A 23,255-nucleotide genomic window follows, 5' to 3' on the forward strand; every position below is an offset into this window, starting at 1 on the left:
CCCATGCCGCTGACCGCCCCGCCGCCCGTCGGGACGACCCGCCGACCGCCCCGCATCGTCAGGCCGCACCCCGTGGAGCGTGCCGACAGCGCGTGGGTGGAGCGGGCCGTCGCGGAGGGCGACTTCTGGGGAGCGGTGCGCAAGGCCGGCGGCGGGCCGGTCGTCGAGCCCGATCCGGCCGGGGACGAGGCGTACCGCGTGGTGACCTTCCTCTGGCGGGGCAGCGACACCACCCGGGCCGTCCTGGTCATGCCGAACAAGATCGTCGACCCGCGCGACCTGGCCCGCAACCTGATGGAGCGGGTGCCGGACACGGACGTCTGGCACTGGTCGGTGCGGATGCGCGCCGACTGGCGGGCCACGTACGGCTTCTGCGTGGACGAGGGCGGCGGGCCGGAGCCGGAGACGGCCGGGTACTGGGCGTGGCTGCGCGGCAGCCAGCAGGGGGACCCGCTCAACCCGCTTACGCTGACCCGCCGTTGGGGCGGCGACCCCGTCTCGTACGTGGAGCTGCCGCACGCCCCGCACGGCGCGGACTGGCAGCGGCGCGACGGCGTACCGCGCGGCACGGTCGGCGTGCACACCGTCCGCAGCGAGCTGCTCGGCAACGAGCGCCGGGTGCACGTCTACGAGCCGCCGGGCGGCGGGCACGACCTGCCCGTCCTGGTGCTGATGGACGGCGAGATGTGGCAGCCGGGGCTCGACGTCGCGGCGCTGCTCGACAACCTCATCGCCGACGGCCGGATCCCGCCGCTCGTCGCCCTGCTGCCCGAGTCGGTGGGCGTCGACCAGCGGTGGACCGAGCTCGCCTGCAACGACGGCTTCGTCGGCTTCCTGCAGCACGAGCTGCTGCCGTGGGCGGGGGAGCGGCTGTCGCTGACCGCCGACCCGGCACGGACCGTCGTGGCGGGGCAGAGCCTGGGCGGGCTCACCGCCGCGTACGCCGCCGTGTCCGCGCCGGAGCGGTTCGGCCGCGTGCTCGCGCAGTCCGGTTCCTTCTGGTGGCCGGACGGGCCCGACCTGGCGAGCTCCGAGTGGCTGACCGGCCGGATCGAGGCAGCCGACCGGCTGCCCGTACGGTTCTGGCTCTCGGTGGGCGAGCAGGAGTGGGTCGCGCTGCCCGCCGCGCGCAGACTGCGCGACACCCTGGAGAAGAAGGGGTACGACGACGCCGCGTACCGCGAGTACAACGGCGGACACGACTATCTGTGCTGGCGCACCGAACTGGCCGACGGGCTGGTGGAGTTGCTGAAGTAGCCGTCCGAAGCGGATGAGGGGGCCGCCCATCGGGCGGCCCCCTCATCCGTCATCCGTCGTGCGTCACGCGGGCGGCTCCTGGAGGTGCGCCACGCACTGGCCGTACGGAGCCGGGCCGTGCACCGTCTCCCAGCCCTCGGGCACCTCGCGGAACACCGGCCACAGCGAGTGCGCGCCCTGGCCGTTCCGCAGGAGCAGATGGGTCGGCTCGGCCGCCGCGTCCGCCTCGGGGGCGTCGAAGGGTGACGTCGTCATGAGTGGTCCAACTCCTTGAGACGGGCGGCGAGCACGGCACAGACCTCGTCGAGCGGTCCCGGCTGTGTCAACTCCGGGTGCAGGCAGTCCAGTGCGTGATTGTCGAGCCCTCCGACGTACGGCGCCCAGGCGTCCGGCGTCAGCCAGTTCTCCGCGCGCGGCGCGGCCGCCGTGAAGAACAGCACGTCGCCGTCGAAGCGCCGGTGCGCGTGGCCCCGCATCAGCCGGGCGTTGTTGACCACGATGTCGACCACCGCGGACAGGGTGCGGTCCGGCAGACCGGCCAGGGCGCTGCCCTCCCGGTGCAGGGTGGCCAGCACGTCCTCGCGGGTCAGCTCGTCCGTGCGGTCGTACCCGGCCATCCGCAGCAGCGCGGTGAGCGCGTCCGCCTCGGCCGGGATCGCCGAGTCCTGCCACTGGTCCGACGGGTAGGCGTCCATCAGGGCCAGCAACTCGACCTGCTCGCCCGCCTCCTGGAGCCGTACGGCGACCGTGTGCGCGAGGACGCCGCCCACCGACCAGCCGATCAGCCGGTACGGGCCGTGCGGGCGCACGGTGCGCATCTGCTCGATGTAGTCGGCGGCCATCTCCTCCATGGTGGCGGGGAGTTGTTCGCCGTCGCCGTGCAGACCGCGGGCCTGGAGGCCGTACAGCGGCTGCTGCGTGTCGAGCCGCGACAGCAGCCCCGAGTAGCACCAGCTGATGCCGCCCGCCGGATGGAACGCGAACAGCGGGGGCCGGTCGCCGGTGGCGCGCAGTGGCAGCAGGGTGTCCAGGGCGTGGTCCGACTCGGTGTTGCCCGCGTCGAGTTGGGCCGCGAGGGACGCCGGGGTCTGTGCCTGGAACAGGGTGCCGATGGTCAGCTCCGCACCGAGCGTGTCCCGCACCCGGGCGACCAGCCGCGCCGCGAGCAGCGAGGTGCCGCCCAGGTCGAAGAACGCGTCGTCGACGCCGACCCTGGGCACGCCCAGGATCTCCGCGAACAGCCGGGTGAGGGTCTCCTCGCGGTGGTTGGCCGGTACCCGGCCGCCGTCGGCGGTCGTGGTGAACTCCGGTGCGGGCAGGGCGCGTCGGTCCAGCTTCCCGTTCGGGCTGAGCGGGAAGTCGTCCAGGACGAGGATCACGCCCGGCACCATGTGCTCCGGGAGCGTGTGCGTCAGTCGGGTGCGCAGGGCTTCCGGGTCGGGGCGTACGGTCCCGGCGGCCGGGGTGACGTATCCGACGAGCCGCTGGTCGCCGGGGCGGTCCTCGCGGACCAGTACGCCCGACGCGCCGACCGTCGGGTCGTGCGCCAACTCGGCCTCGATCTCACCGAGTTCGATGCGCTGGCCGCGCAGCTTCACCTGGTGGTCGGTGCGGCCGAGGTACTCGATCTCGCCGTCCCGCGTCCACCGGGCGAGGTCGCCGGTGCGGTACATGCGGGAGCCGGGGACGCCGTACGGGTCGGCGACGAAGCGGGACGCGGTCAGTGCCGGACGGCCGAGGTAGGTGTCGGCCAACTGCACGCCCGCCAGGAAGAGTTCACCGCCCACGCCGGGCGGGCACGGCTGGAGGGCCGCGTCCAGGACGTACAGCCGCGTGTTCCACACCGGCCTGCCGATCGGCACCGGGCCGGTGGCCTCCGTGTCGCACCGGTGGTACGTCACGTCGACGGCGGCCTCGGTCGGCCCGTACAGGTTGTGCAACGGCACCCCGCCGCCCAGCACCCGCCCGAACTCGCGGACCGTCTCGCGCGGGAGCGCCTCACCGCTGCAGAACACGTGCCGCAGACCCGTGCAGGCCGCGGCGGCGGGCTCGGTGAGGAACACCTGGAGCATCGACGGCACGAAGTGGCAGGCGGTGACGGCCTGTTCGCGGATGATCCGGGCCAGGTAGGCAGGGTCCTTGTGGCCGCCGGGCTCGGCGACGACGAGCGTCGCACCGACCCGCAGCGCCCAGAAGAACTCCCACACGGACACGTCGAACCCGGACGGCGTCTTCTGCAGCACCCGGTCGCCCGGGCCGATCCCGTACTCGTGCTGCATCCAGCGCAGCCGGTTGTCGATCGCCGCGTGCCCGACGACGACACCCTTGGGGCGGCCCGTCGAGCCGGAGGTGTAGATGACGTAGGCCGGGTCCTGCGGGGTGAGGTCGGGGGCCGGGTTCCCGGTGGGGTACGGGGCCGTGTCCAGGTGGTCGAGTGCGACGACCGGGATGCCGACGGCCGGGGTGCGGTCCGCACGGTCGGCGATCACGCACGCGGGCTCGGCGTCGGCCAGCATGTAGGAGAGCCGGTCCGCCGGGTAGTCCGGGTCGAGCGGCAGGTACGCGCCGCCCGCCTTGAGCACGGCGAGGAGCGACACCACCAGGTCCAGGGAGCGGGGCACGGCGACCGCCGCGAGGGCCCCCGGACGTACGCCCAGCCCTGCCAGGTGGTGGGCCAGCCGGTTCGCCCGGGCGTTCAGCTCCGCGTACGTCAGCCGTTCGTCGCCGAAGACGAGGGCGGTGGCGTCCGGGGTGCGGGCCGCCTGATCCTCGATCGGGCCGATCAGCGTGGTGGCGGGCACCGGCCGGCCGGTCGCGTTGAACTCGTCCAGAACCAGGGAGAGTTCGGCCTCGCGGGCGATGGTGTGCGCGGCGAGCGGGGTGTGCGGCCCGGACTGGGAGACGCGCTCCAGGAGCTCCAGGAACCGGGACTGGTGCAGGGCGAGCTCGTCCGGCTCGTACAGGGCCGGGTTGCCGTCGTAGTCGATGCGCAGGCCGGAGCCGTCGGTGCGGTCGTAGACGTTGACCGTGAGGTCGTCGACCGGGCCCGCCGACAGGTTGTGCGCCTCGGTGCGGGCGCCCGCGAAGGTCAGCTCGTAGTCGAACGGCATGATGTTGACGAGCGGGCCGACCAGCGAGCGGCCCTCGCCGAGCAGCCCCAGGTCCCGGCGGATGTCCTCGTACCGGTAGCGCTGGTGGCGGCGGGCGGCCCGGATGCCGAGCACGACCTGCCGGGTCAGCTCCGCGAACGTCGCCTCGGGGGTGACGGTGAGCCGCAGCGGCAGCACGTTCATCACCATGCCGGGCACGCGCAGCGCCACCGAGCCCATCCGGCCCATCATCGGCATGCCGAGCACGACCTCGGACGCATGGGTGGCCCGGGACACGTACAGCGCCTGCGCGGCGATCAGCACCTCCGGCCAGGTCGCCTTGATCGACGAGGCCAGCTCGCGCAGCCGGTCGGTGGCGAGGGGCGACAGGTGCGCGCTGCGACGGTGGAAGGTGCGGGAGGGCAGCGCGGTGCGCCCGGCCAGGTTCGGCGCCTCGGGACGGTCGGCGAAGGCGCCGTCCCAGTGCCTGCGGTCCTTGTCGTACGTCTCCGAGACGCGGTATCCGGCGTCCTCTTCGACCAGGTCCGCCAGCGGGGCGAACGGGCTGTCCGACGGGGTCTCGCCCGCGGCGAGCGCGGTGTACACCTCGGCGGTGCGGCGGGCCAGCAGCGAGTAGCCGAAGCCGTCCATCACGATGTGGTGCACCCGCTGGTACCACAGCCACCGGTCGTCGGCGACGCGGAACAGCGCGTGCGCGAACAGCGGTCCCGCCGCCAGGTCGAAGGGCGTGGCGAGGTCGGAGTGCATCCACGCGTACGCGTCCGAGAAGGGGTTGGACGCGGTACGCAGATCGCTGACGTGGAGGGGGAGTTCGAGGTCCTCGATCTCCGACTGGACCGGCCCTTCGGCGCCTTCCACGATGCGCATGCGCAACGAGTCGGCCTCGGACACCACCTGACGGAGCGTCCGGGCGAAGACCTCGGGGTCGATCGGGCCGTGGATCTCCAGGCACTCGGCGGTGTTCTGCGCCGGGCTCTGCGGATCCAGGGCCTGTGCGAACCACATGCCCGACTGGGCGGCGGTCAGCTTCAGTGCCGGACGGACGGTGGGAGCAGTCGTCATGAACCGGCCCCCAGGAGCGGTGCCCAGGCCTCGATGGCGGGCTGCTCCGCCAGGTCGACGAAGGTCGTGGTGATGCCGTGGTCGCGGCGCCACCGCTCGACGAGCGTCATGATGCGCATCGAGTCCAGGCCGTAGTCGACCAGGTTCTCGTCGACGGGTATGTCCTCGACGTCCTCGCCCAGGACGTCGGCGACGTCCGCGCGTATCTGTGCGACGGTCAGGGTGGTGGGTCCGGTGGCTGCCATGTCGTCAGATCCCCTTCAGAACAGCGTTGTTGACGGCTTCGGTGGTGGTGACGACGGCGCACCGGCCGGCCGCGTAACGCAGCGCCTGGTCGTGGTCCTCGCGCGAGAAGTCCGCCACCGCGTCCGCGACGACGAACGCCTGCACGTCCCGCATCCACGCGTCGCACGCCGTCATCAGTACCCCGATGTTCGCGTACACACCGACGATCACGAGCTGGTCGCGGCCCGCCTCGCGCATCCGCTCCTCCAGATCGGTGCGGACGTACGCGCTGTACTTCCACTTGGTGATCACGGTGTCGCCAGGCTCGGGCGCGACCGGACCCGCGATCGCCTTGGCGTGCTCGTCGTCGGGCAGGCCGGGGCCCCAGAAGTCCTGCTGCAGACCGCGCTCGGCGGGGGTCTGGCCGCCGGGCTGCGCGGAGTACATGACCGGGATGCCCGCGGCGCGCGCCGAGGTCGCCAACTCGGCGACGTTCGCCAGGAGTTCATTGGTCGGCGAGGTGTCGGGGGTGTACGCGGTGAGGAAGTGGTTCTGCAGGTCGTGGACGAGCAGCACCGCCCGCTGCGGGTCGACGGTCCACGCGACGCGGTTGTCGGGCAGCTCGTCGGGGGTGGGCATCGGATACGGGGCGACGGCGGGGAGAGCCATGAGCGGGGGCCTTTCGGGGGTGCGGGTGGTGCTGGCGGTTCGGGCGGTGCGGGCCGTGCAGGCAGTGGTGCGGGTGGTGCTGGCGGTTCGGGCAGTGGTGCGGGTGGTGCTGGCGGTTCGGGCAGTGGTGCTGGTGGTGCGGGCAGTGGTGCTGGTGGTGCTGGTGGTGCGGGCAGTGGTGCTGGTGGTGCGATGCGTACGGGTACGCGCGGGGTACGGCCGCGCGTACCCGTACGGGGAGTTGCGGGGTCAGGCCTGCGGTGCGGTGGCGATGGTCCGCTGGTCCTTCTTGCTGATCTTGCCGATGCCGGTCTGCGGGAACGCGGTCACGAACTCGACGAGGTCGGGGACCTTGTACGCCGCGAGGCCCTTCTCCCGTACGAACTTCTTGACCGCCACGGACTTCAGCGGCTCGGCCTCGGCCCGCAGGATCACGTACGCGAGGGTGCGCTCGCCGAGGTAGTCGTCGGGGACGGCGACCAGGGACACGTCGTGCACGGAGGGGTGGCCGAGGATGATGTTCTCGATCTCCTCCGGGGCGATCTTCTCGCCGCCGCGGTTGATCTGGTCCTTGGCCCGGCCCTCGACGACCAGGTGGCCGCTCGGGGTGCGGCGGACGATGTCGCCCGTACGGTAGAAGCCGTCGGCGGTGAACGAGCGGGCGTTGTGCTCGGGCGCCCGCCAGTAGCCGCGGATGGTGTACGGGCCGCGGGTCAGCAGATGACCGTTCGCGCCGTCGGGGACGTCCTCGTCCGCGTCGTCGACGATGCGGATCTCGTCGTCGACGGAGATCGGGCGGCCCTGGGTGGTGACGATCGTCTCCGGATCGTCGTCGAGGCGCGTGTAGTTGACGAGCCCCTCGGCCATGCCGAAGACCTGCTGGAGGGTGCAGCCGAGCGCGGGTCCGACCCGGCGGGCCGCGGCCTCGCTGAACTTCGCACCGCCGACCAGGAGCACGTCCAGGCTGGAGAGGTCGTACGAGGTGGTGGCGCCGGCCTCCGTCCAGACGAGGGCCAGCGGCGGCACGACGCCGGTGATCGTGACCTTCTCGCGCTCGATGAGGGGGAACGCGGTGTCCGGGTCGGGCTGCGGGCACATCACGACGCGGCCGCCCGCGTGGAGGATGCCGAGCGAACCCGGGGAGGACAGCGGGAAGTTGTGCGCCGCGGGGAGGGTGACGAGGTAGACGGAGTCCTCGGTGACGCCGCACAGCTCGTTGGAGCCCCAGAGCGAGTAGATGTAGTCGTCGTGGGTGCGCGGGATCAGCTTGGGGACGCCGGTGCTGCCGCCGGAGAGCTGGAGGAAGGCGAGGTCGGAGGGGGCCGGTCCGTCGTCCTTCAAGTCCGCGTCGGGGAGCGGTACTTCGGTGAGGGCGGTGTGCTCGCCCGGGTCGCCGACGACGAAGACGTGGCGGAGGGTGGGGACCTCGGCGCGGACCTTGGTGGCGAGGGCGCGGTGGTCGAAGCCGGCGTGCCGGTCGGGGACGACGTAGGCGACGGCCTCGGTGAACTCGCAGAAGTAGTGGATCTCCGTCTCGCGGTGGGCCGGGAGGGCGAAGACGGGGAGCGCGCCGATGCGGAAGAGCGCGAAGATCACTTCGAAGAACTCGGCGACGTTGGGCAGCTGGACGACGACGCGGTCGCCCTTGGCTATGCCGCGGTCGGCGAAACCGGCGGCCAGGTGGGAGGCGCGGGTGTGGAGTTCGGCGTACGTCCAGTTGCGGTCGCCGTCGGTGACGGCGATGCGGTCGGGGTGGGACTCGGCGCGCGAGCGGAGCATCTCGGCGAAGGTCTCGCCTTGCCAGTAGCCGGCGGCGCGGTAGCGGGCGGCGGCTTCTTCGGGCCACGTGGGGGAATCCGGGGTGGGGGTCGTCACTTTGACCTCGACAGGTGGGTGGGAGAGGTGGTCGGGGGCCGGTACGGGGGTGGGGCGGACGGGGGGCGACGTCCGTCGGGGGCCGCCCCCTTGCCCGCCCGCCCCCTAGCTCTCAACTTCGTTCGAGCAGGGGGGACCCCCGCCAAGCTCTTAAGGAGCAGGGGAGACCCCACTGCCCCCGGGGGGCGGCCCCGCCGCCCAAGGGGGCTAAGGGCTAAGGGGCAGGCAGTTAGGGGTGCGGGGAACTGCGCGACCAGCCACGAACGACCCGCGGATTCATCCCCGCACCCCCAACGAAGCAGAGCGCCTAGGCGGTCATGGCCTTCTTGATGTCGTCCAGGACGGACATCGCTGCCTGGGCGCCGCCGAGGCTCGTCCACTTGGAGCCGTCGATCTCGGTGGTGTGGTTCTTCTTGACCGCGTCCAGCTCCTTGTACGCGGCCTTCGCCTTCAGCTGCGTGAAGAGGTCCGCGTCCTTGCCCGCCGAGGTGAGCGTGCCGATGAACAGCCAGTCCGCGTCGATCTGCTTCAGGTCCTCGTCGCTGAGCGGCGTCGAGTGGCCCTGGCCCTTGGCGTTCTGGATGCCCGGACGCTTGAGGCCGAGGTCCTTGAGGACGTCGGAGATGAACACGCCCTGCTGCATGACCGCGGTGCCCTTGGCCGAGTAGCGGGCCACCGAGACGGTTCCGCCGGCGTTCTTGCCGAGGGCCGTCTTCACCTCGGCGAGCTTGGCGTCGTACCCCTTGAGGAAGGCGGTCGCCTCGTTGGACTTGCCGAGCACCTTGCCGGTCAGTTCGAGGGACTTCTTCCAGTCCTTCTTCTTGTCGATGGTGACGACCGTCGGGGCTATCGCCTGGAGCTGCTTGAGGACCTGCTTGTCGGCGAGCTGGCCGGCCAGGATGACGTCCGGCTTGGCCGCCAGGACCTTCTCGATGTCCGGGCCCGTGACCGCGCCGACGACCGGAATGCCCTTCGCCTGCTCGGCGAGGTAGCCCGGGGCGCCCTTCTGGCCGCGGCCCGCGGACAGGCCGACCGGCTTCACGCCGAGGGCGATCGACGAGTCCAGGTCCATCTCGCTGAGCGCGACGACCTTCTTCGGGGCGGCGGGGACCTTCACCTCGGCGCCGGTGGCGTCCGTGACGGCGACCGCGTCCTTGGCGTTCTTCGCCTGGCTGCCCGAGCCCGAGCCGGAGCCGGAGTCGTCCGAACCGCAGGCGGAAAGGGTGAGAGCGGAGGCCAGGGTGAGGGCCGCCACCGCGGTCAGCCGGGCGCGCGGGGTGAGGTTCGAGGACATGTCCGTGATCTCCATGCTGGTGAAGGCGAAGTTGCTGTCCGGATGGGATCCGGACATACGGGGTGACTCACCCGTAGTCGGGACATAGCGAAAGCCCCCTGTCGGAACAGGGAGTTCGCGGTGCCCCGGCCAAGGGTTCCACGTGGTGGTTAGGTTAGGCTAACTTCATGTTGGTTGCGCAAGAGGGGCGGGTCCGGGAGGCCGGATCGGAACCCCCGATACCGGGCTCGGCGAGGCTCCATCGCCCCACCCTCTGGGCGGCCGCCGCCCTGGTCCTGCTCCTGGTGGCACTGGTCGTGCTGTCCCTGCTGATCGGCTCAGGGTCCAACCCGATCGCCCGCGCCTGGGACTTCCTCCTGGGAGACCCCGCCGCCCGCGCCGACGCGCAGATCCGGCTCGCCGTCATGGACGTCCGACTGCCGCGCACACTCGCCGGACTGCTGGTCGGCATCGCGCTCGGCGCGGCCGGCTGCCTGCTCCAGGCCGTCACCCGCAACCCGCTCGCCGAGACCGGTCTGCTCGGCGTCAACTCCGGTGCGGCACTGGGCGTCGTGATCGGACTCACGTACTTCGGAGTGACCTCGCCGTACGGAATCCTGGTCTGGGCACTGGTCGGCGGCATGGCGGCGAGCGCGGTGGTGCTGCTGCTCGCCGCCTCGGGCCGGGCTGCCGGTTCGCCGCTGCGGCTGGTGCTCGCCGGGTCCGCGCTCGGCGCGACCTTCCACGGGGCCACCTCGTACGTCCTGCTCGGCACGCAGTCGACCTTCGACACGTACCGCTACTGGACGATCGGGTCCCTCGCGGGCATCGACACCAAGGACACGTACCCGCTGATCCCGCTGATCGTGGTCGGCCTGCTGATCGCCTTCGTGTGCGTACGGCCGCTGTCGGCGCTGGCGCTCGGCGACGACAGCGCGCGCTCGCTGGGCCACCACCCCGGGCGGATCCGGCTGATCGTGGCGGTGGCGGTGACGCTGCTCGCCGGTTCGGCGGTCGCGCTGGCCGGGCCGATCGCCTTCCTCGGACTGCTCGCACCGTATGCGGCACGCATGGTCACCGGGCCGCGGATGGCGGGCCAGTTGGTGCTCTCCGGACTGGTCGGGGCGTGCGTGATGATCGCGGCCGACCTCCTCGCCCGGGTCGTCATCCGGCCCTGGGAGACCCCGGTGAGCGTGCTGCTCGCCTTCATCGGCGGCCCGCTGCTGATCTGGATCGCGCGCTCGCAGCGCATGTCGACGGCGGGAGCGAACGGATGAGCCAGGACCTCACGTCCGAGAATTCCGAGAAGGTGGAATCCGAGGACCGGGTGGGCACCGAACAGGCCCTCACCCCGCCCGACTCCACCCCCGTCCGCATCGGCACCCTCTCCTGGCTCTTCCCGCACCGCAGCGCCCTCGTCGCGGTCGCTCTCGCCGTGCTGATCGCGGTGATCGTCTCCTTCGCGGCCTTCGCCAGCTCCACCGGCATGAGCTTCTCCGAGAGCGTCTCCGGGCTCCTCGGGACCGGCGACTCCGCCACCGTGATGCTCGTTCAGGACTTCCGGCTGCCGCGCATCGCCGTCGGCCTGATGGTCGGCGCTGCCCTCGGCGTCGCAGGGTGCCTCACCCAGACCCTGGCCGGAAACCGGCTCGCCACCCCCGACATCATCGGTGTCAACGACGGCGCCACCGCGGCCGTCGTCGCCTCCGTCGTCGGCTCTTCGACCGGCATGATCGGCGACTGGTGGCTGGGTCCGCTCGGTGCGGCCGTCGCCGCCATGGTCGTCGTCGCCTGCGCGGGCGGCGCCGGCCGCAGCGGGTACCGCATCCTCGTCGTCGGCATCGGCGTCTCCACCGTCATCGGCGCCGTCACCGACCTCGTCATGTCCCGCGAGAACGACAACACCGCGGGCGGCGTCTTCCTGTGGACCGTCGGCTCGCTCAACGGCCGTGACTGGAGCGTCGGCACCCCGCTCGCCCTCCTCCTGCTGGTCCTCGTGCCGATCGCGCTGGTCGCGGGCAGCCGGCTGCAGTTCCTGCGGTTCGACGACGACACGGCCGCCACCCTCGGCGTCAACGTCGCCCGGGTACGGGCCGTGACGCTCGCCCTCGCGGTCGCCCTGTCCGGCATCGCCGTCGGCATCGGCGGCCCGATCGCCTTCGTCGCGCTCGCCGCCCCCGTCCTCGCCTCCCGCCTCGGCGGCCCCACCCGGGTGCCCGTCATCGGGTCCGCGCTCGTCGGCGCGGCCCTCGTCGGCGGCGCGGACGCGCTCGGCCGGGTGATCGCCCCGGTGGAGATCCCCGTCGGAGTCGTCACCAGCGTCCTCGGCGGGCCCTTCCTGCTGTGGGTCCTCTTCGGCAAGAAGTCAGCCAGCCCCTCGCAGACCGGAAAGGCCTGACCCCGTGGAACTGACCGTAGAGGCGCTCACTGCCGGCTACCCAGGACACCCCGTCGTCGACGCCGTGGACCTCACCGTTCCCAGCGGGCAGGTCGTCGCGATCGTCGGCCCCAACGGCTGCGGCAAGTCGACCCTGCTGCGCGCCGTCGCCCGCCTCCACAAGCCGGAGTCGGGCACCGTACGGGCCGGGGACGCGGACGTCTGGCAGCTCACCCAGCGGAAGGCCGCCCACCGCATCGCCCTGCTCGCCCAGTCCCCGCAGGCCCCCGAGGCGGTCACCGTCGCAGGTCTCGTACGGTACGGACGCCACCCGCACCAGGGCCTGTTCCGCCAGTGGTCCCGCGAGGACGAGGCGGCGGTGCGCGCCGCGCTGGAGGCGACCGGCACCACCGCCCTCGCCGAGCGGCGCCTCGACCAGCTCTCCGGCGGGCAGCGGCAGCGCTGCTGGCTGGCGATGGTCCTCGCGCAGGAGACCCCGATCGTGCTCCTCGACGAGCCGACCAGCGCACTCGACCTCGGCCACGCCGTCGAAGTCCTGTCCCTGGTGCGGGAGGTCGCTGCGGCCGGCCGGACGGTCATCATGGTCCTGCACGACCTGGCGAGCGCCGCCCGCTACGCCGACACCGTCGTCGCCATGAACGAGGGCCGCGTCGTCGCCCACGGGCCCGCCCGCGAAGTGGTCACCGCCGCCCTGGTCAAGGAGCTGTACGGCATCGAAGCCGACATCCTCCAGGCCCCGGGCGACGGCTCGCCCGTCGTCGTACCGACCGCAAGGGCCGCGAGCGCCAAGGACGCGGGCCTCACGCCCGTCGGCTGACCCGCCGGCCGAGCGCGAAGTCCGCCGCCGTCCACGCCAGTCCCACCGCGCCGTCGAGCATCGCCCGCTCGGCGGCCGGGGTGGCGGCGGCCGCCGTGAACTCCGGCTGATGAGGGCCGCTCGTACCGCTGCCGATGTCGAGCACCGGGTGGATGGACGGCACCACGTGCGACACGTTGCCCATGTCGGTCGACGCGAAGGGACCGCGCACCTCGGGCTCGGGCCGCCCCAGCTCCCGCGCGTTCGCGGTCCACAGCGCCACCAGCTCCGGGTCGGAGCGGAAGTCCAGATAGTCCGGCGAAGGCCGTACGAGGTCGATCTCGCAGCCGGTGGCCAGCGCGCCCGCCCGGAAGCAGTCCTCCACCCGCGCGCGCAGCTCCCGCAGTTCGGCCACCGACGGGGTCCGCAGCGCGTACGCGGCGCGGGCCCGCTCCGGGATCGCGTTGAGCGCGGTGCCCGCCTCGGTGGCGATGCCGTGCACCTTCCACTCCGCGGGCAACTGCTGCCGCAGCAGCCCCAGCGCCACCTGCGCCACGGTCAGCGCGTCGGCCGCGTTCCGCCCGTCCTGCGGGTTCATCGCCGCGTGCGCGGACTTCCCCGTGTACGTGACGTCGAGCGAGCCCATCGCGAACGACCGGAAGTCCGCCACCTCGAACGGACACGGGTGGATCATCATCGCCGCGTCCACCCCGTCGAACGCACCCGCGTCGAGCAGCAGCGCCTTCCCGGCCCCGCTCTCCTCGGCCGGGGTGCCCAGCACCCGTAGGGTCAGCCCGAGTTCATCGGCGTACGGAGCCAGCGCCAGCGCCGCACCCACCCCCGCCGCCGCGATCAGATTGTGTCCGCAGGCGTGCCCCATCCCGGGCAGCGAGTCGTACTCGCAGGCCAGTGCGACCGTCACGGGACCCGACCCGACGGTCGCCTCGAAGGCGGTCTCCAGGCCGTACGCGGGAGCCGTCACCGTGAACCCGTGCCCGCGCAGCACCTCGACGCACCACCCGGCGGCCTGCCGCTCCTCGAAGGCGGTCTCCGGGTGGGCGTGGATGCGGCGGGCGAGGGAGAGGAGTTCCTCGCGGACTTCCTCGACCCGGGCCCGTACCGCTGCCTTGACGTCGCCGCTCTCCGACACGTGTTGCCCTCCTGGCCATGGCTTTTGTGCTGTCCCCGCCACCCTAAGGGGGCCCGGGAGCGGCCGGCCGACAGCGGCCGGCGGGACGGCTGGGGGATGTCGCTGCGGCCGTCGTGTCACATCCCAACTCCCCGCATCGTCAAGGCTGTTGGATCTGTAAGGCGACGCGCCTACTCTGAAAGGTCCGTATGAGGGGGTCGTATGAGCGAGGGCAGCGACAGGGCACTCACCGAAGGCGACAGCGTCCGGAAGGGGCCACCCGGCAAGGGTGAGAAGATCGCCGACTGGGCGGACGGCCGGCTGGGCCTCTATCCACTGGCCAAGGCCAACATGCGCAAGATCTTCCCGGACCACTGGTCGTTCATGTTCGGCGAGATCTGTCTCTACAGCTTCCTGATCATCATTCTCACCGGCATCTACCTCACCCTCTTCTTCGAGGCCAGCAGCGCCGAAGTCGTCTACGACGGGGTGTACACACCGCTCCACGGCATCCGGATGACCAGGGCCTTCGAGTCCACCGTGGACATCAGCATGGAGGTGCGGGGCGGTCTGCTGATCCGGCAGATCCACCACTGGGCCGCCCTGGTCTTCGTCGCCGCGATGCTCGCGCACATGATGCGGGTCTTCTTCACCGGCGCCTTCCGCAAGCCGCGCGAGCTCAACTGGCTGTTCGGCTGGACCCTGCTGTTCCTCAGCCTGATCACCGGGCTCACCGGCTACTCGCTCCCCGACGACCTGCTCTCCGGCACCGGGCTCCGGTTCGCGCACGGCGCGATCCTGTCGATCCCGGTCGTGGGGACGTACCTCGCCTTCTTCCTCTTCGGCGGCGAGTTCCCCGGCGACGACATCATCGCCAGGCTCTATCCCATCCACGTCCTGCTGCTGCCCGGCATCATGCTGGGGCTTGTCGTCGCCCATCTGATCCTGGTCTTCTACCACAAGCACACCCAGTTCGCGGGCCCCGGAAGGACCGAGCGGAACGTCGTCGGCGCCCCCTTCCTGCCCGTCTACATCGCCAAGGCCGGCGGCTTCTTCTTCCTGGTCTTCGGCGTCCTCGCGGTCATGGGCGCGCTCGTCTCCATCAATCCGGTGTGGGCGATCGGCCCCTACCGGCCCGACCTGGTGGGCACCGGCGCCCAGCCCGACTGGTACCTCGGCTTCTCCGAGGGGCTGATCCGGGTGATGCCCAACTGGGAGATCAGTGCCTGGGGGCACACGCTCCAGCTGGGTGTCTTCATCCCCTTCACGCTCTTCCCGCTGATCATGCTGGCGATCGGTGTCTATCCGTTCATCGAGGCGTGGGTGACCGGGGACAAGCGCGAGCACCACATCGCACAGCGCCCGCGCAACGTCCCCACCAGGACCGGGCTCGGCGTCGCCTGGCTGTCGCTGTACGCGGTGCTGCTGATCGGCGGCGGCAACGACCTGTGGGCCACCCACTTCCATCTCTCCATCAACGCCATCACCTGGTTCGTGCGCATCGGCGCCTTCGTCGTGCCCGTACTGGCCTTCGTCGTCACCCGGCGGATCTGTCAGGGGCTCCAACTCCGCGACAGCGAGAAGGCGTTGCACGGCCGGGAGAGCGGCACCATCAAGCGCCTGCCGCACGGTGAGTTCGTCGAGGTCCACACCCCGCTCAGCCAGGCCGAGCTGCACACCCTCACCGCGCACGAGCAGCCCGTCCCGTTCCAGCTGGGCCCCGAGGTCGACGCGAACGGCGTCCGGCGGTCCGTCAAGCGCTCCGACCGGCTGCGGGCCAGGCTGGCGAAGGCCATGTACGGGCCGGGGACTTACGTGCCCAAGCCGACCCCGGAGGAGTACCGGGCGCTGCACAGCGGGCAGAGCGAGGAGTCGCAGCACCACTGAAGTCCCAGGGGGCAGCTGCCGCCACTTTCGGCCGGCCTGCCCCCGCACGTCACTCCGTACCCCTTCTCCCCCTTGTCACGCTCACGTACGTTGGGCTCCGGACCGAGTCCGCCGGTCCGTGAGCCCGCCGAGGGGGAGAGCGATGCCGTCCGCACGCATTCGAAGAAGCCGAAGAACCCGAGGGGCCAGAGCGCTTGTCGTCGGAGCGGCGCTGCTCGCGCTGCCCGCCACCGCCCTGGCCGCACCCACCGCCTCCGCCGTGGGCCAACAGGCCCCGGCGGCAGGGGAGTCCGCCGAGCAGAAGTCCGACCAGCCCTACCCGGACATCGACGTACGGGGCGGAGCGCGCACCGGCCCGTCCGCCGAACAGCTCACCGCCGCCAAGGAGTTGGACAACGCCGCGGTCCGCTGGGGGCGCACCGGCACCCCGCGCCTCGTCGTCCCCCGGGGCCGCCCCTCCCTCACCGGTGCGAGCAAGGCCGACGCGCGCACCGTCGCCCTCAACTACGTACGCGAGAACGCCGGGTTGTACGGACTCGCCCCCGCCGACCTCGCGGGCCTCGAAGTCGTCAAGTCGTACGGTACGAAGCACAACGGCGTGCGGCACGTCTTCCTCGGCCAGACCGACCGGGGCGTCCCCGTCCACGGAGCCCAGCTCTCGGTGGCCGTCGACAAGCAGGGCCGCATCGTCATCGCCACCGGCAGCCTGGTCGCCGGTCTGCGTGCGGCCCCAGACGCGACTGTCGACCGCACGAAGGCACTCGACCTCGCCGCGGCTTCCGTCGGCACCGCCGAACCGGCCGGGGCGACCACCGCCACCCGCGTCGTCCAGCCCTTCGCCGACGGCGCCGCACGGCCCGCCTGGCGCACCCAACTGACCGCGAAGAACGGCCACCTGTACGACACCGTGGTCGACGCCGGGTCCGGGAAGATACTCAGCCGCACCGACCTCAGCCACAACGAGGGCCCCGAGGGCCGGGTCTTCACCGGGCAGAACGCCAACACCGGCAGCCAGACGGTCGTCCCCTTCAGCGGTCTCGGCCGCTCCTGGGCCGAGGGCCGTGTGCCCACCGGCAACAACGCCGAGGTGTCGCAGAACCTCGAAGGCGACGACGCGCTCGGCCACCAGCCGCAGACCCCGGCCGCGGGCGACCCGGCGTACCAGCACTTCGACTACGCCTTCACCGACGCCTTCCGCACCAGCGGCGGCACCGACCTCACCACCGACCGCGACGCCGTCGTCACCCAGGCCTTCTACTACACGAACAACATGCACGACTTCCTCTACCGGCTCGGCTTCGACGAGGCGTCGGGCAACTTCCAGGAGGACAACCTCGGCAACGGCGGCAAGGGCAGCGACCGCGTCCAGGTCTACGTCGACTACGACGCCTCCGGCAGCAGCGCCTGCAACGCCAACTTCGGCACCCCCGCCGACGGCCAGAACCCCACCATGCGGATGTTCGTCGGCCGCACCTCCTGCGGCCAGCTCAACACCCACCGCGGCATGAACGGCGACACCGTCGCCCACGAGTACAGCCACGGCCTCTCGCACCGCCTCGTCGGCGGCGGCAACATGGGCGGCGGCGTCCAGACCGGCGCGCTCGGCGAGGGCTGGGGCGACTCCATCGCCACCTCGATGTGGAGCGACCCGGTCTACGGCGAGTACGCCACCGGCACCGCGACCGGCGTGCGCCGCTACGCGTACGACAAGAGCCCGCTCACCTACGGCGACCTCTGCGGGGGCGGCGGCTGCCAGGTGCACCGCGACGGCGAGATCTGGGCCACCACCATGTGGGAGGTGCGCACCGCCCTCGTCGGCGCGCACGGTGCGGCGGGCGGCAAGGCGCAGCACGAGCAGCTCATGGTCGACGGAATGAAGCTGACCCCCACCCAGCCGGACTTCCTGGATGCCCGCGACGGCATCCTGGCGGCCGACCGCGCCAACAACGGCGCCAACCAGTGCCTGCTGTGGGGTGCCTTCGCCAAGCGCGGCATGGGCGCGAGCGCCTCGTCCTCCGCCCAGAACCAGGCGACCCCCGCCGGCGACCTCCCGGCCACCTGCAGACCGACGGCCGACGCCGGAGGCCCGTACACGACCGAGGAAGGCGCGGACGTACGGCTCGACGCGTCCGGCAGCACCTCGCCGGGCGGCGGCGCCACGTACGCCTGGGACTTCGACGGCGACGGTGCGTACGACGACGCCACCGGGCCCAGCCCGCTCTTCGACCGCGTCGGCCAGGACGGCACGCACACGGTCGGTCTGCGCGTCGGCAACGCGGCGGGGGCGGCCACCGACACGGCGACCGTGACCGTCACCAACGTCGCCCCGTCCGTGTCCTTCACCGTCAAGGGCCAGGCCGTCGAGGGCGGGAAGCTCACCGTCAGCGGCACCGTCACCGACCCCGGCTGGCTCGACCCGCTGACCGCGACCGTCGACCTCGGCGACGGCAAGTCCGTACCCCTGGAAGGGCAGTTGGAGAACGGGCGGCCCGACGCCACCCTCACCTTCTCCACCGACACCGTCTTCGGCGACAACGGCACCTTCACCGTGAAGGTCTGCGGCAAGGACGACGACACGCAGACCTGCGAGCAGACCGCGGTCAAGGTGGCCAACGTCGATCCCGCCGTCGCCATCGACAAGTCCAAGGCGGTGGACCTCGCGGGCGGCAGGACGATCGTCGTCCACGCGGGCGACGACAAGCCGCCGTTCGCCGGGCGGGTCACCGACCCCGGAAGCGACGACGAGACCCTCACCTGGAAGTGGGGCGACGGCACCCCCGACACCGTCACCAACTCCCTGGTGAACCCGCCGAACCCGGACCCGGCGAACAGCCCGAGCGTCCAGCCGCGCGACATCGCCGACGCGCAGGCCCACGAGTACAGGAAGCCGTGCCTGTACGACGTCTCGCTCGGCGCCCGCGACGACGACGCAGGGACCGGCTCCGACCAGGTCAAGGTGATCGTCCAGGGCAACGCGCCGCTCTCGCTCCTCGCGGACATCTGGTACGTCAAGTACCTGACCGGAGACCTCACCGGCCTGGGCAAGGAGCGCCTCGACTGCTACCTGAAGATCGTTCAGCATGCGAGTGCGGTCTTCTCGGAGACCGTCGACATCGCGACGCAGGCACGGGCCGCGCACACCCTGGCACCCACCCTGTTCGACGCCAGGAAGGCGGTGGACCGCCAACTCCTCGGCACCTGGCTGAACTTCGCGAACGGCGCCTTCGAGCCGGGCGAGAAGGTCGACACGGACGGCGACCTCAAGGCGGACACCCCGTTCCTGACCGTCCTGCAGAATGCGGAGAAGGTACGGCTCGACCCGGCGTCGGACTGGCAGGCCCTGACGAAGCAGGCGAAGATCCTGACGTGCGTCAACGTCCCGCTCGTATGACCCTGTCGACTCCGCGCAACCGCTCCGCGCGCGGCGCACGCTGTGCGGTGGTCGCCGTCACCCTGGTCCTCGGGGTGGCGGCGACCGCCTGCGCGGGGAGCGGCGGGGGAGGCGGGCAGGGGAACTCCGGACCGCCGGTGACACGTACGCCGTCGCCGGAGACCTCCACGGCCGCGCCCCGCACCCCCGCCGCCACACCTTCCACCCCCGCTGCCACTTCCCCCACCGCCACCTCTCCCTCCGCCACACCTCCCACCCGCCTCGCCCTCACCCAGGACGACTCCGGCCGCACCGTCACCCTCGCCGTCGGCGGCGTCGCCCGGCTGCGGCTCACGGACTCCGCGCGCTGGGCGGAAGCCGTAGCGGACGGGGCCGCGGTGACCCTGGTCCCGGTCGACCACGAGTCCGACCCCGGCTTCCGCGAGTGGGAGGTGCGGGCCGCGCGCGCGGGCCGGGCCGCCGTCCGCGTCGGGGAGCAGGGCGGCGGGCCCGGAGTGCGGATCGGATTCCGGGTCGTGGCGGGTGTGGCTGCCGTGCAGCCCGCGCAGCGGTAGCCCAAATTCTGCTTATGATCCACGGCCGCACGCCCGGCTATGCTGTCCCGGTGTTCGATTCGAGGCACATCAAAACCTTCCACGAAGTGGTGCGGACCGGTTCCTATTCCGCCGCCGCGCGCGTTCTGGGATACACCCAGCCCGCGATCACCCAGCAGATGAAGGCCCTCGAACGCGACGTCGGCACCCCCCTCTTCACCCGGGCGGGCCGCGGTCTGCGCCTCACCGAGGCGGGGGAGACCCTGTCCCGGCACGCCACCGCCATCCTCGACACCATGTCCGCCGCCGAGCAGCAGATGTCCGCGCTCACCCGGCTGCAGTGCGGGCGGGTGCGGGTCTGCGCGTTCCCCAGCGCCAGCGCCACCCTCATCCCCGAGGCCATGGCCCGCCTCGCCGCCGGGCACCCCGGGGTACGGGTCGAGCTGAGCGAGGACGAGCCCCCCGAGTCGCTGCAGCGGCTGGTGCGCGGCGAGTGCGACATCACGCTGGCCTTCACCTATCCCGGCCTCCACGAGGACATACCGGAGGAGGTGGCGGAGGTTCCGCTCCTGGAGGACCAGCTCCTCGTCCTGCTGCCGACCCGTCATCCGCTCACCAGGCGGCGGACCGTGAAGCTCGCCGACCTGGCCGACGAGCGGTGGATCGCCGGCTGCCTGCGCTGCCGCGTCAACTTCCTCCACGAGTGCGCGGAGCAGGGCTTCGCACCCGACATCGCCTTCACCACCGACGACAACCTGGTGGTGCAGAGCCTGGTCGCCGAAGGGCTCGGGATCGCGATGATGCCGGGCCTCGTCCTCAACTTCCTGCGCCACGAGAAGGTCACAGGACGGGCCCTCGCCCCCGCCTCGAAGCGCCAGGTCTCCGCGTACGTCCTGCGGGAACACCTGCGCATACCGGCCACCGCGCTCGTGCTCGACGAACTCAGAACGGTCGCCGCCAACAAGGTCGGCTGCTGAACCCGCTCCACCCGCCATGCCGAACTTATAAGCAGGAACAGGGGTACGGCGTAGGAATCGGTGTTGGACGTGATGGATCAAGCGGCGCCACGCTGCCCGTATGACCACGACTTCGACCGCCTACTCGGCCGCGCGCACGACCGCCCGCCTGGACGCCCTCGTCGCCTCGGTGCGCGGGGCCGTCGGCCGCGGACTGCCGCCGGACCTCACCGCCCACCTCGTCGGCGAAAGCCTCGCCCCGTACCTCGGCGCGGCCGACCTCCTCACCGAGGAGCAGCAGGAGAGCGACCCCACCTGCTACCGCCAGCACCTCCTGCACGCCGAGCGCGACGGCAGCTTCTCGATCGTCGCCCTCGTCTGGCTGCCCGGCCAGGAGACCTCCGTCCACGACCACATCTCCTGGTGCACCACCGGGGTCCACGTCGGTGAGGAGCGCGAGCGCCGCTACCGGCTGGTCCCCGCGGGCGAGAACACCGCGGCCCGTCTCGTCGCCACCGAGGACGTCGTCAACCCGCAGGGCGCGGTCTGCGGGTTCGCCCCGCCCGGCGACATCCACCGGGTCTGGAACGCCGGCACCGACCTCGCGATATCCCTGCACATCTACGGCGCCGACATATCCCGCGTCGGCTCCAGCGTCCGCCGCGTGTACGAACTCCCGGCCGACCGCTGATGGCGCTGCTGCAACGCCCCACGCGCCCGTCGTCCGCCGCCCCCGCCGGGCCCCGCAAGCTGCCGGGCCTGGCGCTGGCAGCGGCCGGCGTCGCGGTCGCCTGGTGCGTGCACCTGCTGCTGCCCGCCGTGCCGATGCTGACCGCGGCCGTGGTCCTCGGCATCGTCGTCGCGCACCTGCCGTTCGCCAGACCGCTGGTGCGGGGTGCGGCGCGCCCCGGGCTGACCTTCGCCGGGAAACGGCTGATGCGGGTCGGCATCGTCCTGCTCGGCCTCAAGCTCAGCCTCGACGACGTGCTCGGCATCGGCTGGGCGACGGTCGTGATGGTCCTCGTGGTGGTCGCCGCCACCTTCTTCGGTACCTGGTGGCTCGGCCGGAAGATGGGCCTCCCGGGCGACCAGCCCCTCCTCATCGCCACCGGCTACTCGATCTGCGGTGCCTCCGCGATCGGCGCGGTCGCCGAGGCCACCGACAGCGACGAGCGCGACACCGCGACCTCGGTGGCCCTCGTCACCCTGTGCGGCACGCTCGCCATCGCCGTACTCCCGCTGCTGCACGGTCCGTTGGGGCTCAGCGACCCGGAGTTCGGGCGGTGGGTCGGGGCGAGCGTGCACGACGTCGGGCAGGTCGTCGCCACCGCGCAGACCGCGGGCCCCGGCGCGCTCGGCGAGGCGGTCCTCGTCAAGCTGATGCGGGTCGCCCTGCTCGCACCGCTGGTCGCGGCGGTCGCCCTGTCCGTACGCAAGCGACGCAGGCAGACGTCGGTGGACACCGGGCAAAAGCGCCCGCCGATCGTCCCCCTCTTCGTCGTCGGCTTCCTCGCCATGGTCGCGCTGCGCAGCACCGGCCTGCTGCCGACCGGCGCACTCGACCTGGCGCAGCACGCGCAGGAACTCCTCCTCGCCGCAGCCCTGTTCGGCCTCGGCAGCGCGGTCCACCTCCCGTCGCTGACCCGCACCGGCGGGCGCGTCGCGGGTCTTGGACTGTGCGCCTGGGTGGTCGTGGCCGGAGTTTCGTACGGGGGAGTACTGCTGACAACCGGCTGACGTGATAGGAGAGTTGGCGGACACACATGATCACCGATCAAGGAGAGCCCCGCACATGACCGGCACCGAGTCCGCCGCCCTCCCGCCCACCGCCGCCGGCGTCCCCGCCGGTGCGCGGATCGACACCAGCAAGCCGCACCCCGCCCGCGTCTACGACTGGTTCCTCGGCGGCAAGGACAACTACCCCGTCGACGAGGCGCTCGGCCGGCAGATCATGTCCCTGGACCAGAGCGCCCAGCACGTCGCCCGCGGCAACCGCGCCTTCATGCGCCGCGCCACCGGCTGGCTGGCGGCCGAGGCGGGCATACGCCAGTTCCTCGACATCGGCAGCGGCATCCCCACCGCACCCAACCTCCACCAGATCGCCCAGGGGTACGCGCCGGACGCCCGCGTCGTGTACGCCGACAACGACCCCGTCGTCCTCGCCCACTCCGCGGCCCTGCTGCACAGCACCCCCGAGGGCTCCGTCGACTACCTCCAGGCCGATGTCCGCTCGCCCCGCCGGATCCTCGACCTGGCCGCCGCCAGCCTCGACCTCTCGCGACCGGTCGCCGTGTCGCTGGTCGCCCTGATGCACTTCGTGCCCGACGAGGACGGTGCGTACGAGCTGGTCAAGCACCTCGTCGACGCCGTCCCGTCCGGCAGCTACCTGGTGCTCTCCCAGCTCACGCCGGAGCTCGACCCGACCGGGGTGCAGCGGGGCGTCGAGATGTACGCGGCCGGGGGCGTGACCCTCGCACCGCGCTCCCGTGCCGAGACCGCACGCTTCTTCTCGGGCCTTGTCCCGGCCGGGCCCGGCCTCGTACTCCTGGAGGACTGGCACCCGGAGCTGGGCGGGGCAGGGGACGAACCGCGCACGGAGGCCCCGATCCCGCTGTACGCGGCGGTCGCCCGCAAACCGTGACCCGTGCGGGTGCGTGGGGGCTGGCCGCCGGGTGGGCATCGTGCGGGTGCGTC

General features: G+C 72.0%; 18 protein-coding genes. 11 read left to right on the forward strand and 7 right to left on the reverse strand.

What is annotated here, in order from left to right; genetic code table 11:
- Positions 1-3 precede the first annotated feature (3 nt).
- Positions 4-1,257 carry an enterochelin esterase gene (gene fes, locus ACH4SP_RS08780; RefSeq protein WP_398411603.1) on the forward strand — a complete coding sequence of 418 codons (1,254 nt, stop codon included), beginning with the start codon at positions 4-6 and terminating at the stop codon, positions 1,255-1,257.
- 63 nt (positions 1,258-1,320) lie between these two features.
- On the opposite strand, the gene ACH4SP_RS08785 is transcribed toward fes, so the two are convergent.
- The 6 genes from ACH4SP_RS08785 to ACH4SP_RS08810 all read right to left on the reverse strand — a co-directional run bounded on the left by ACH4SP_RS08785 (position 1,321) and on the right by ACH4SP_RS08810 (position 9,492).
- Positions 1,321-1,512, reverse strand: a complete 192-nt coding sequence (locus tag ACH4SP_RS08785) for an MbtH family NRPS accessory protein (protein ID WP_398411606.1) — start codon at positions 1,510-1,512, stop codon at positions 1,321-1,323.
- Complete coding sequence (locus ACH4SP_RS08790; RefSeq protein ID WP_398411609.1) at positions 1,509-5,429, reverse strand: amino acid adenylation domain-containing protein; 3,921 nt, start codon at positions 5,427-5,429, stop codon at positions 1,509-1,511. Before ACH4SP_RS08790 ends, ACH4SP_RS08785 begins: the two co-directional genes overlap by 4 nt.
- Positions 5,426-5,674 (reverse strand): phosphopantetheine-binding protein, encoded by a 249-nt coding sequence (locus ACH4SP_RS08795; protein WP_398411611.1) that lies wholly within the window; start codon positions 5,672-5,674, stop codon positions 5,426-5,428. The genes ACH4SP_RS08790 and ACH4SP_RS08795 overlap by 4 nt, the downstream gene beginning before the upstream one ends.
- Positions 5,675-5,678: 4 nt before the next feature.
- Positions 5,679-6,323 (reverse strand): isochorismatase family protein, encoded by a 645-nt coding sequence (locus tag ACH4SP_RS08800; RefSeq protein ID WP_398411613.1) that lies wholly within the window; start codon positions 6,321-6,323, stop codon positions 5,679-5,681.
- 249 nt (positions 6,324-6,572) lie between these two features.
- Positions 6,573-8,198: a (2,3-dihydroxybenzoyl)adenylate synthase gene (locus ACH4SP_RS08805; RefSeq protein WP_398411615.1), complete on the reverse strand. Its 1,626-nt coding sequence runs from the start codon at positions 8,196-8,198 to the stop codon at positions 6,573-6,575.
- Between the two features lie 307 nt (positions 8,199-8,505).
- Positions 8,506-9,492 carry an ABC transporter substrate-binding protein gene (locus ACH4SP_RS08810; protein WP_398411864.1) on the reverse strand — a complete coding sequence of 329 codons (987 nt, stop codon included), beginning with the start codon at positions 9,490-9,492 and terminating at the stop codon, positions 8,506-8,508.
- Positions 9,493-9,659: 167 nt separating this feature from the next.
- On the opposite strand from ACH4SP_RS08810, the gene ACH4SP_RS08815 reads away from it, so the two are divergent.
- Genes ACH4SP_RS08815 through ACH4SP_RS08825 form a run of 3 tightly spaced genes read left to right on the forward strand, consistent with a single transcriptional unit; the run spans position 9,660 to position 12,686 of the window.
- A complete protein-coding gene (locus tag ACH4SP_RS08815) occupies positions 9,660-10,748 on the forward strand; it encodes a FecCD family ABC transporter permease (protein ID WP_398411618.1) in 1,089 nt (362 codons plus the stop codon).
- Entirely contained in the window at positions 10,745-11,869 is a 1,125-nt protein-coding gene (locus ACH4SP_RS08820; protein ID WP_398411620.1) for a FecCD family ABC transporter permease, read from the forward strand. The genes ACH4SP_RS08815 and ACH4SP_RS08820 overlap by 4 nt, the downstream gene beginning before the upstream one ends.
- A gap of 4 nt (positions 11,870-11,873) precedes the next feature.
- Complete coding sequence (locus ACH4SP_RS08825; RefSeq protein WP_398411623.1) at positions 11,874-12,686, forward strand: ABC transporter ATP-binding protein; 813 nt, start codon at positions 11,874-11,876, stop codon at positions 12,684-12,686.
- Here the strand turns inward: ACH4SP_RS08825 and ACH4SP_RS08830 are convergent.
- On the reverse strand, positions 12,670-13,815 hold the full coding sequence (locus ACH4SP_RS08830; RefSeq protein ID WP_398411625.1) for a M20 family metallopeptidase: 1,146 nt from the start codon (positions 13,813-13,815) through the stop codon (positions 12,670-12,672). The genes ACH4SP_RS08825 and ACH4SP_RS08830 overlap by 17 nt on opposite strands.
- Before the next feature lie 201 nt (positions 13,816-14,016).
- Here ACH4SP_RS08830 and ACH4SP_RS08835 point away from each other — a divergent pair, with 201 nt between their 5' ends.
- From ACH4SP_RS08835 to ACH4SP_RS08865, 7 genes are all read left to right on the forward strand, one after another.
- On the forward strand, positions 14,017-15,681 hold the full coding sequence (locus ACH4SP_RS08835; protein WP_398411628.1) for a cytochrome bc complex cytochrome b subunit: 1,665 nt from the start codon (positions 14,017-14,019) through the stop codon (positions 15,679-15,681).
- A 142-nt stretch (positions 15,682-15,823) separates the two neighbouring features.
- Complete coding sequence (locus ACH4SP_RS08840; RefSeq protein WP_398411630.1) at positions 15,824-19,072, forward strand: M36 family metallopeptidase; 3,249 nt, start codon at positions 15,824-15,826, stop codon at positions 19,070-19,072.
- Entirely contained in the window at positions 19,069-19,626 is a 558-nt protein-coding gene (locus ACH4SP_RS08845; protein ID WP_398411632.1) for a hypothetical protein, read from the forward strand. The genes ACH4SP_RS08840 and ACH4SP_RS08845 overlap by 4 nt, the downstream gene beginning before the upstream one ends.
- Positions 19,627-19,676: 50 nt before the next feature.
- Positions 19,677-20,582: a LysR substrate-binding domain-containing protein gene (locus ACH4SP_RS08850; protein ID WP_398411635.1), complete on the forward strand. Its 906-nt coding sequence runs from the start codon at positions 19,677-19,679 to the stop codon at positions 20,580-20,582.
- A 100-nt stretch (positions 20,583-20,682) separates the two neighbouring features.
- Positions 20,683-21,252 (forward strand): cysteine dioxygenase, encoded by a 570-nt coding sequence (locus tag ACH4SP_RS08855; protein ID WP_398411637.1) that lies wholly within the window; start codon positions 20,683-20,685, stop codon positions 21,250-21,252.
- Positions 21,252-22,298: a YeiH family protein gene (locus ACH4SP_RS08860; RefSeq protein ID WP_398411640.1), complete on the forward strand. Its 1,047-nt coding sequence runs from the start codon at positions 21,252-21,254 to the stop codon at positions 22,296-22,298. The genes ACH4SP_RS08855 and ACH4SP_RS08860 overlap by 1 nt, the downstream gene beginning before the upstream one ends.
- Positions 22,299-22,353: 55 nt before the next feature.
- Positions 22,354-23,202 carry an SAM-dependent methyltransferase gene (locus ACH4SP_RS08865; protein WP_398411643.1) on the forward strand — a complete coding sequence of 283 codons (849 nt, stop codon included), beginning with the start codon at positions 22,354-22,356 and terminating at the stop codon, positions 23,200-23,202.
- Positions 23,203-23,255 lie beyond the last annotated feature (53 nt).

This window comes from Streptomyces sp. NPDC021093 (assembly GCF_044333135.1).
Classification (GTDB): Bacteria; Actinomycetota; Actinomycetes; order Streptomycetales; family Streptomycetaceae; genus Streptomyces.

What these genes read in the sequence shown, in the direction of transcription:
- ACH4SP_RS08855 (WP_398411637.1), top strand. Translation starts at nt 20,683, where the DNA reads ATGACCACGACTTCGACCGCCTACTCGGCCGCGCGCACGACCGCCCGC.
- ACH4SP_RS08795 (WP_398411611.1), bottom strand. Translation starts at nt 5,674, where the DNA reads ATGGCAGCCACCGGACCCACCACCCTGACCGTCGCACAGATACGCGCG.
- ACH4SP_RS08785 (WP_398411606.1), bottom strand. Translation starts at nt 1,512, where the DNA reads ATGACGACGTCACCCTTCGACGCCCCCGAGGCGGACGCGGCGGCCGAG.
- ACH4SP_RS08840 (WP_398411630.1), top strand. Translation starts at nt 15,824, where the DNA reads ATGCCGTCCGCACGCATTCGAAGAAGCCGAAGAACCCGAGGGGCCAGA.
- ACH4SP_RS08835 (WP_398411628.1), top strand. Translation starts at nt 14,017, where the DNA reads ATGAGCGAGGGCAGCGACAGGGCACTCACCGAAGGCGACAGCGTCCGG.
- ACH4SP_RS08790 (WP_398411609.1), bottom strand. Translation starts at nt 5,429, where the DNA reads ATGACGACTGCTCCCACCGTCCGTCCGGCACTGAAGCTGACCGCCGCC.
- fes (WP_398411603.1), top strand. Translation starts at nt 4, where the DNA reads ATGCCGCTGACCGCCCCGCCGCCCGTCGGGACGACCCGCCGACCGCCC.
- ACH4SP_RS08810 (WP_398411864.1), bottom strand. Translation starts at nt 9,492, where the DNA reads ATGTCCTCGAACCTCACCCCGCGCGCCCGGCTGACCGCGGTGGCGGCC.
- ACH4SP_RS08845 (WP_398411632.1), top strand. Translation starts at nt 19,069, where the DNA reads ATGACCCTGTCGACTCCGCGCAACCGCTCCGCGCGCGGCGCACGCTGT.
- ACH4SP_RS08820 (WP_398411620.1), top strand. Translation starts at nt 10,745, where the DNA reads ATGAGCCAGGACCTCACGTCCGAGAATTCCGAGAAGGTGGAATCCGAG.
- ACH4SP_RS08800 (WP_398411613.1), bottom strand. Translation starts at nt 6,323, where the DNA reads ATGGCTCTCCCCGCCGTCGCCCCGTATCCGATGCCCACCCCCGACGAG.
- ACH4SP_RS08815 (WP_398411618.1), top strand. Translation starts at nt 9,660, where the DNA reads ATGTTGGTTGCGCAAGAGGGGCGGGTCCGGGAGGCCGGATCGGAACCC.
- ACH4SP_RS08865 (WP_398411643.1), top strand. Translation starts at nt 22,354, where the DNA reads ATGACCGGCACCGAGTCCGCCGCCCTCCCGCCCACCGCCGCCGGCGTC.
- ACH4SP_RS08860 (WP_398411640.1), top strand. Translation starts at nt 21,252, where the DNA reads ATGGCGCTGCTGCAACGCCCCACGCGCCCGTCGTCCGCCGCCCCCGCC.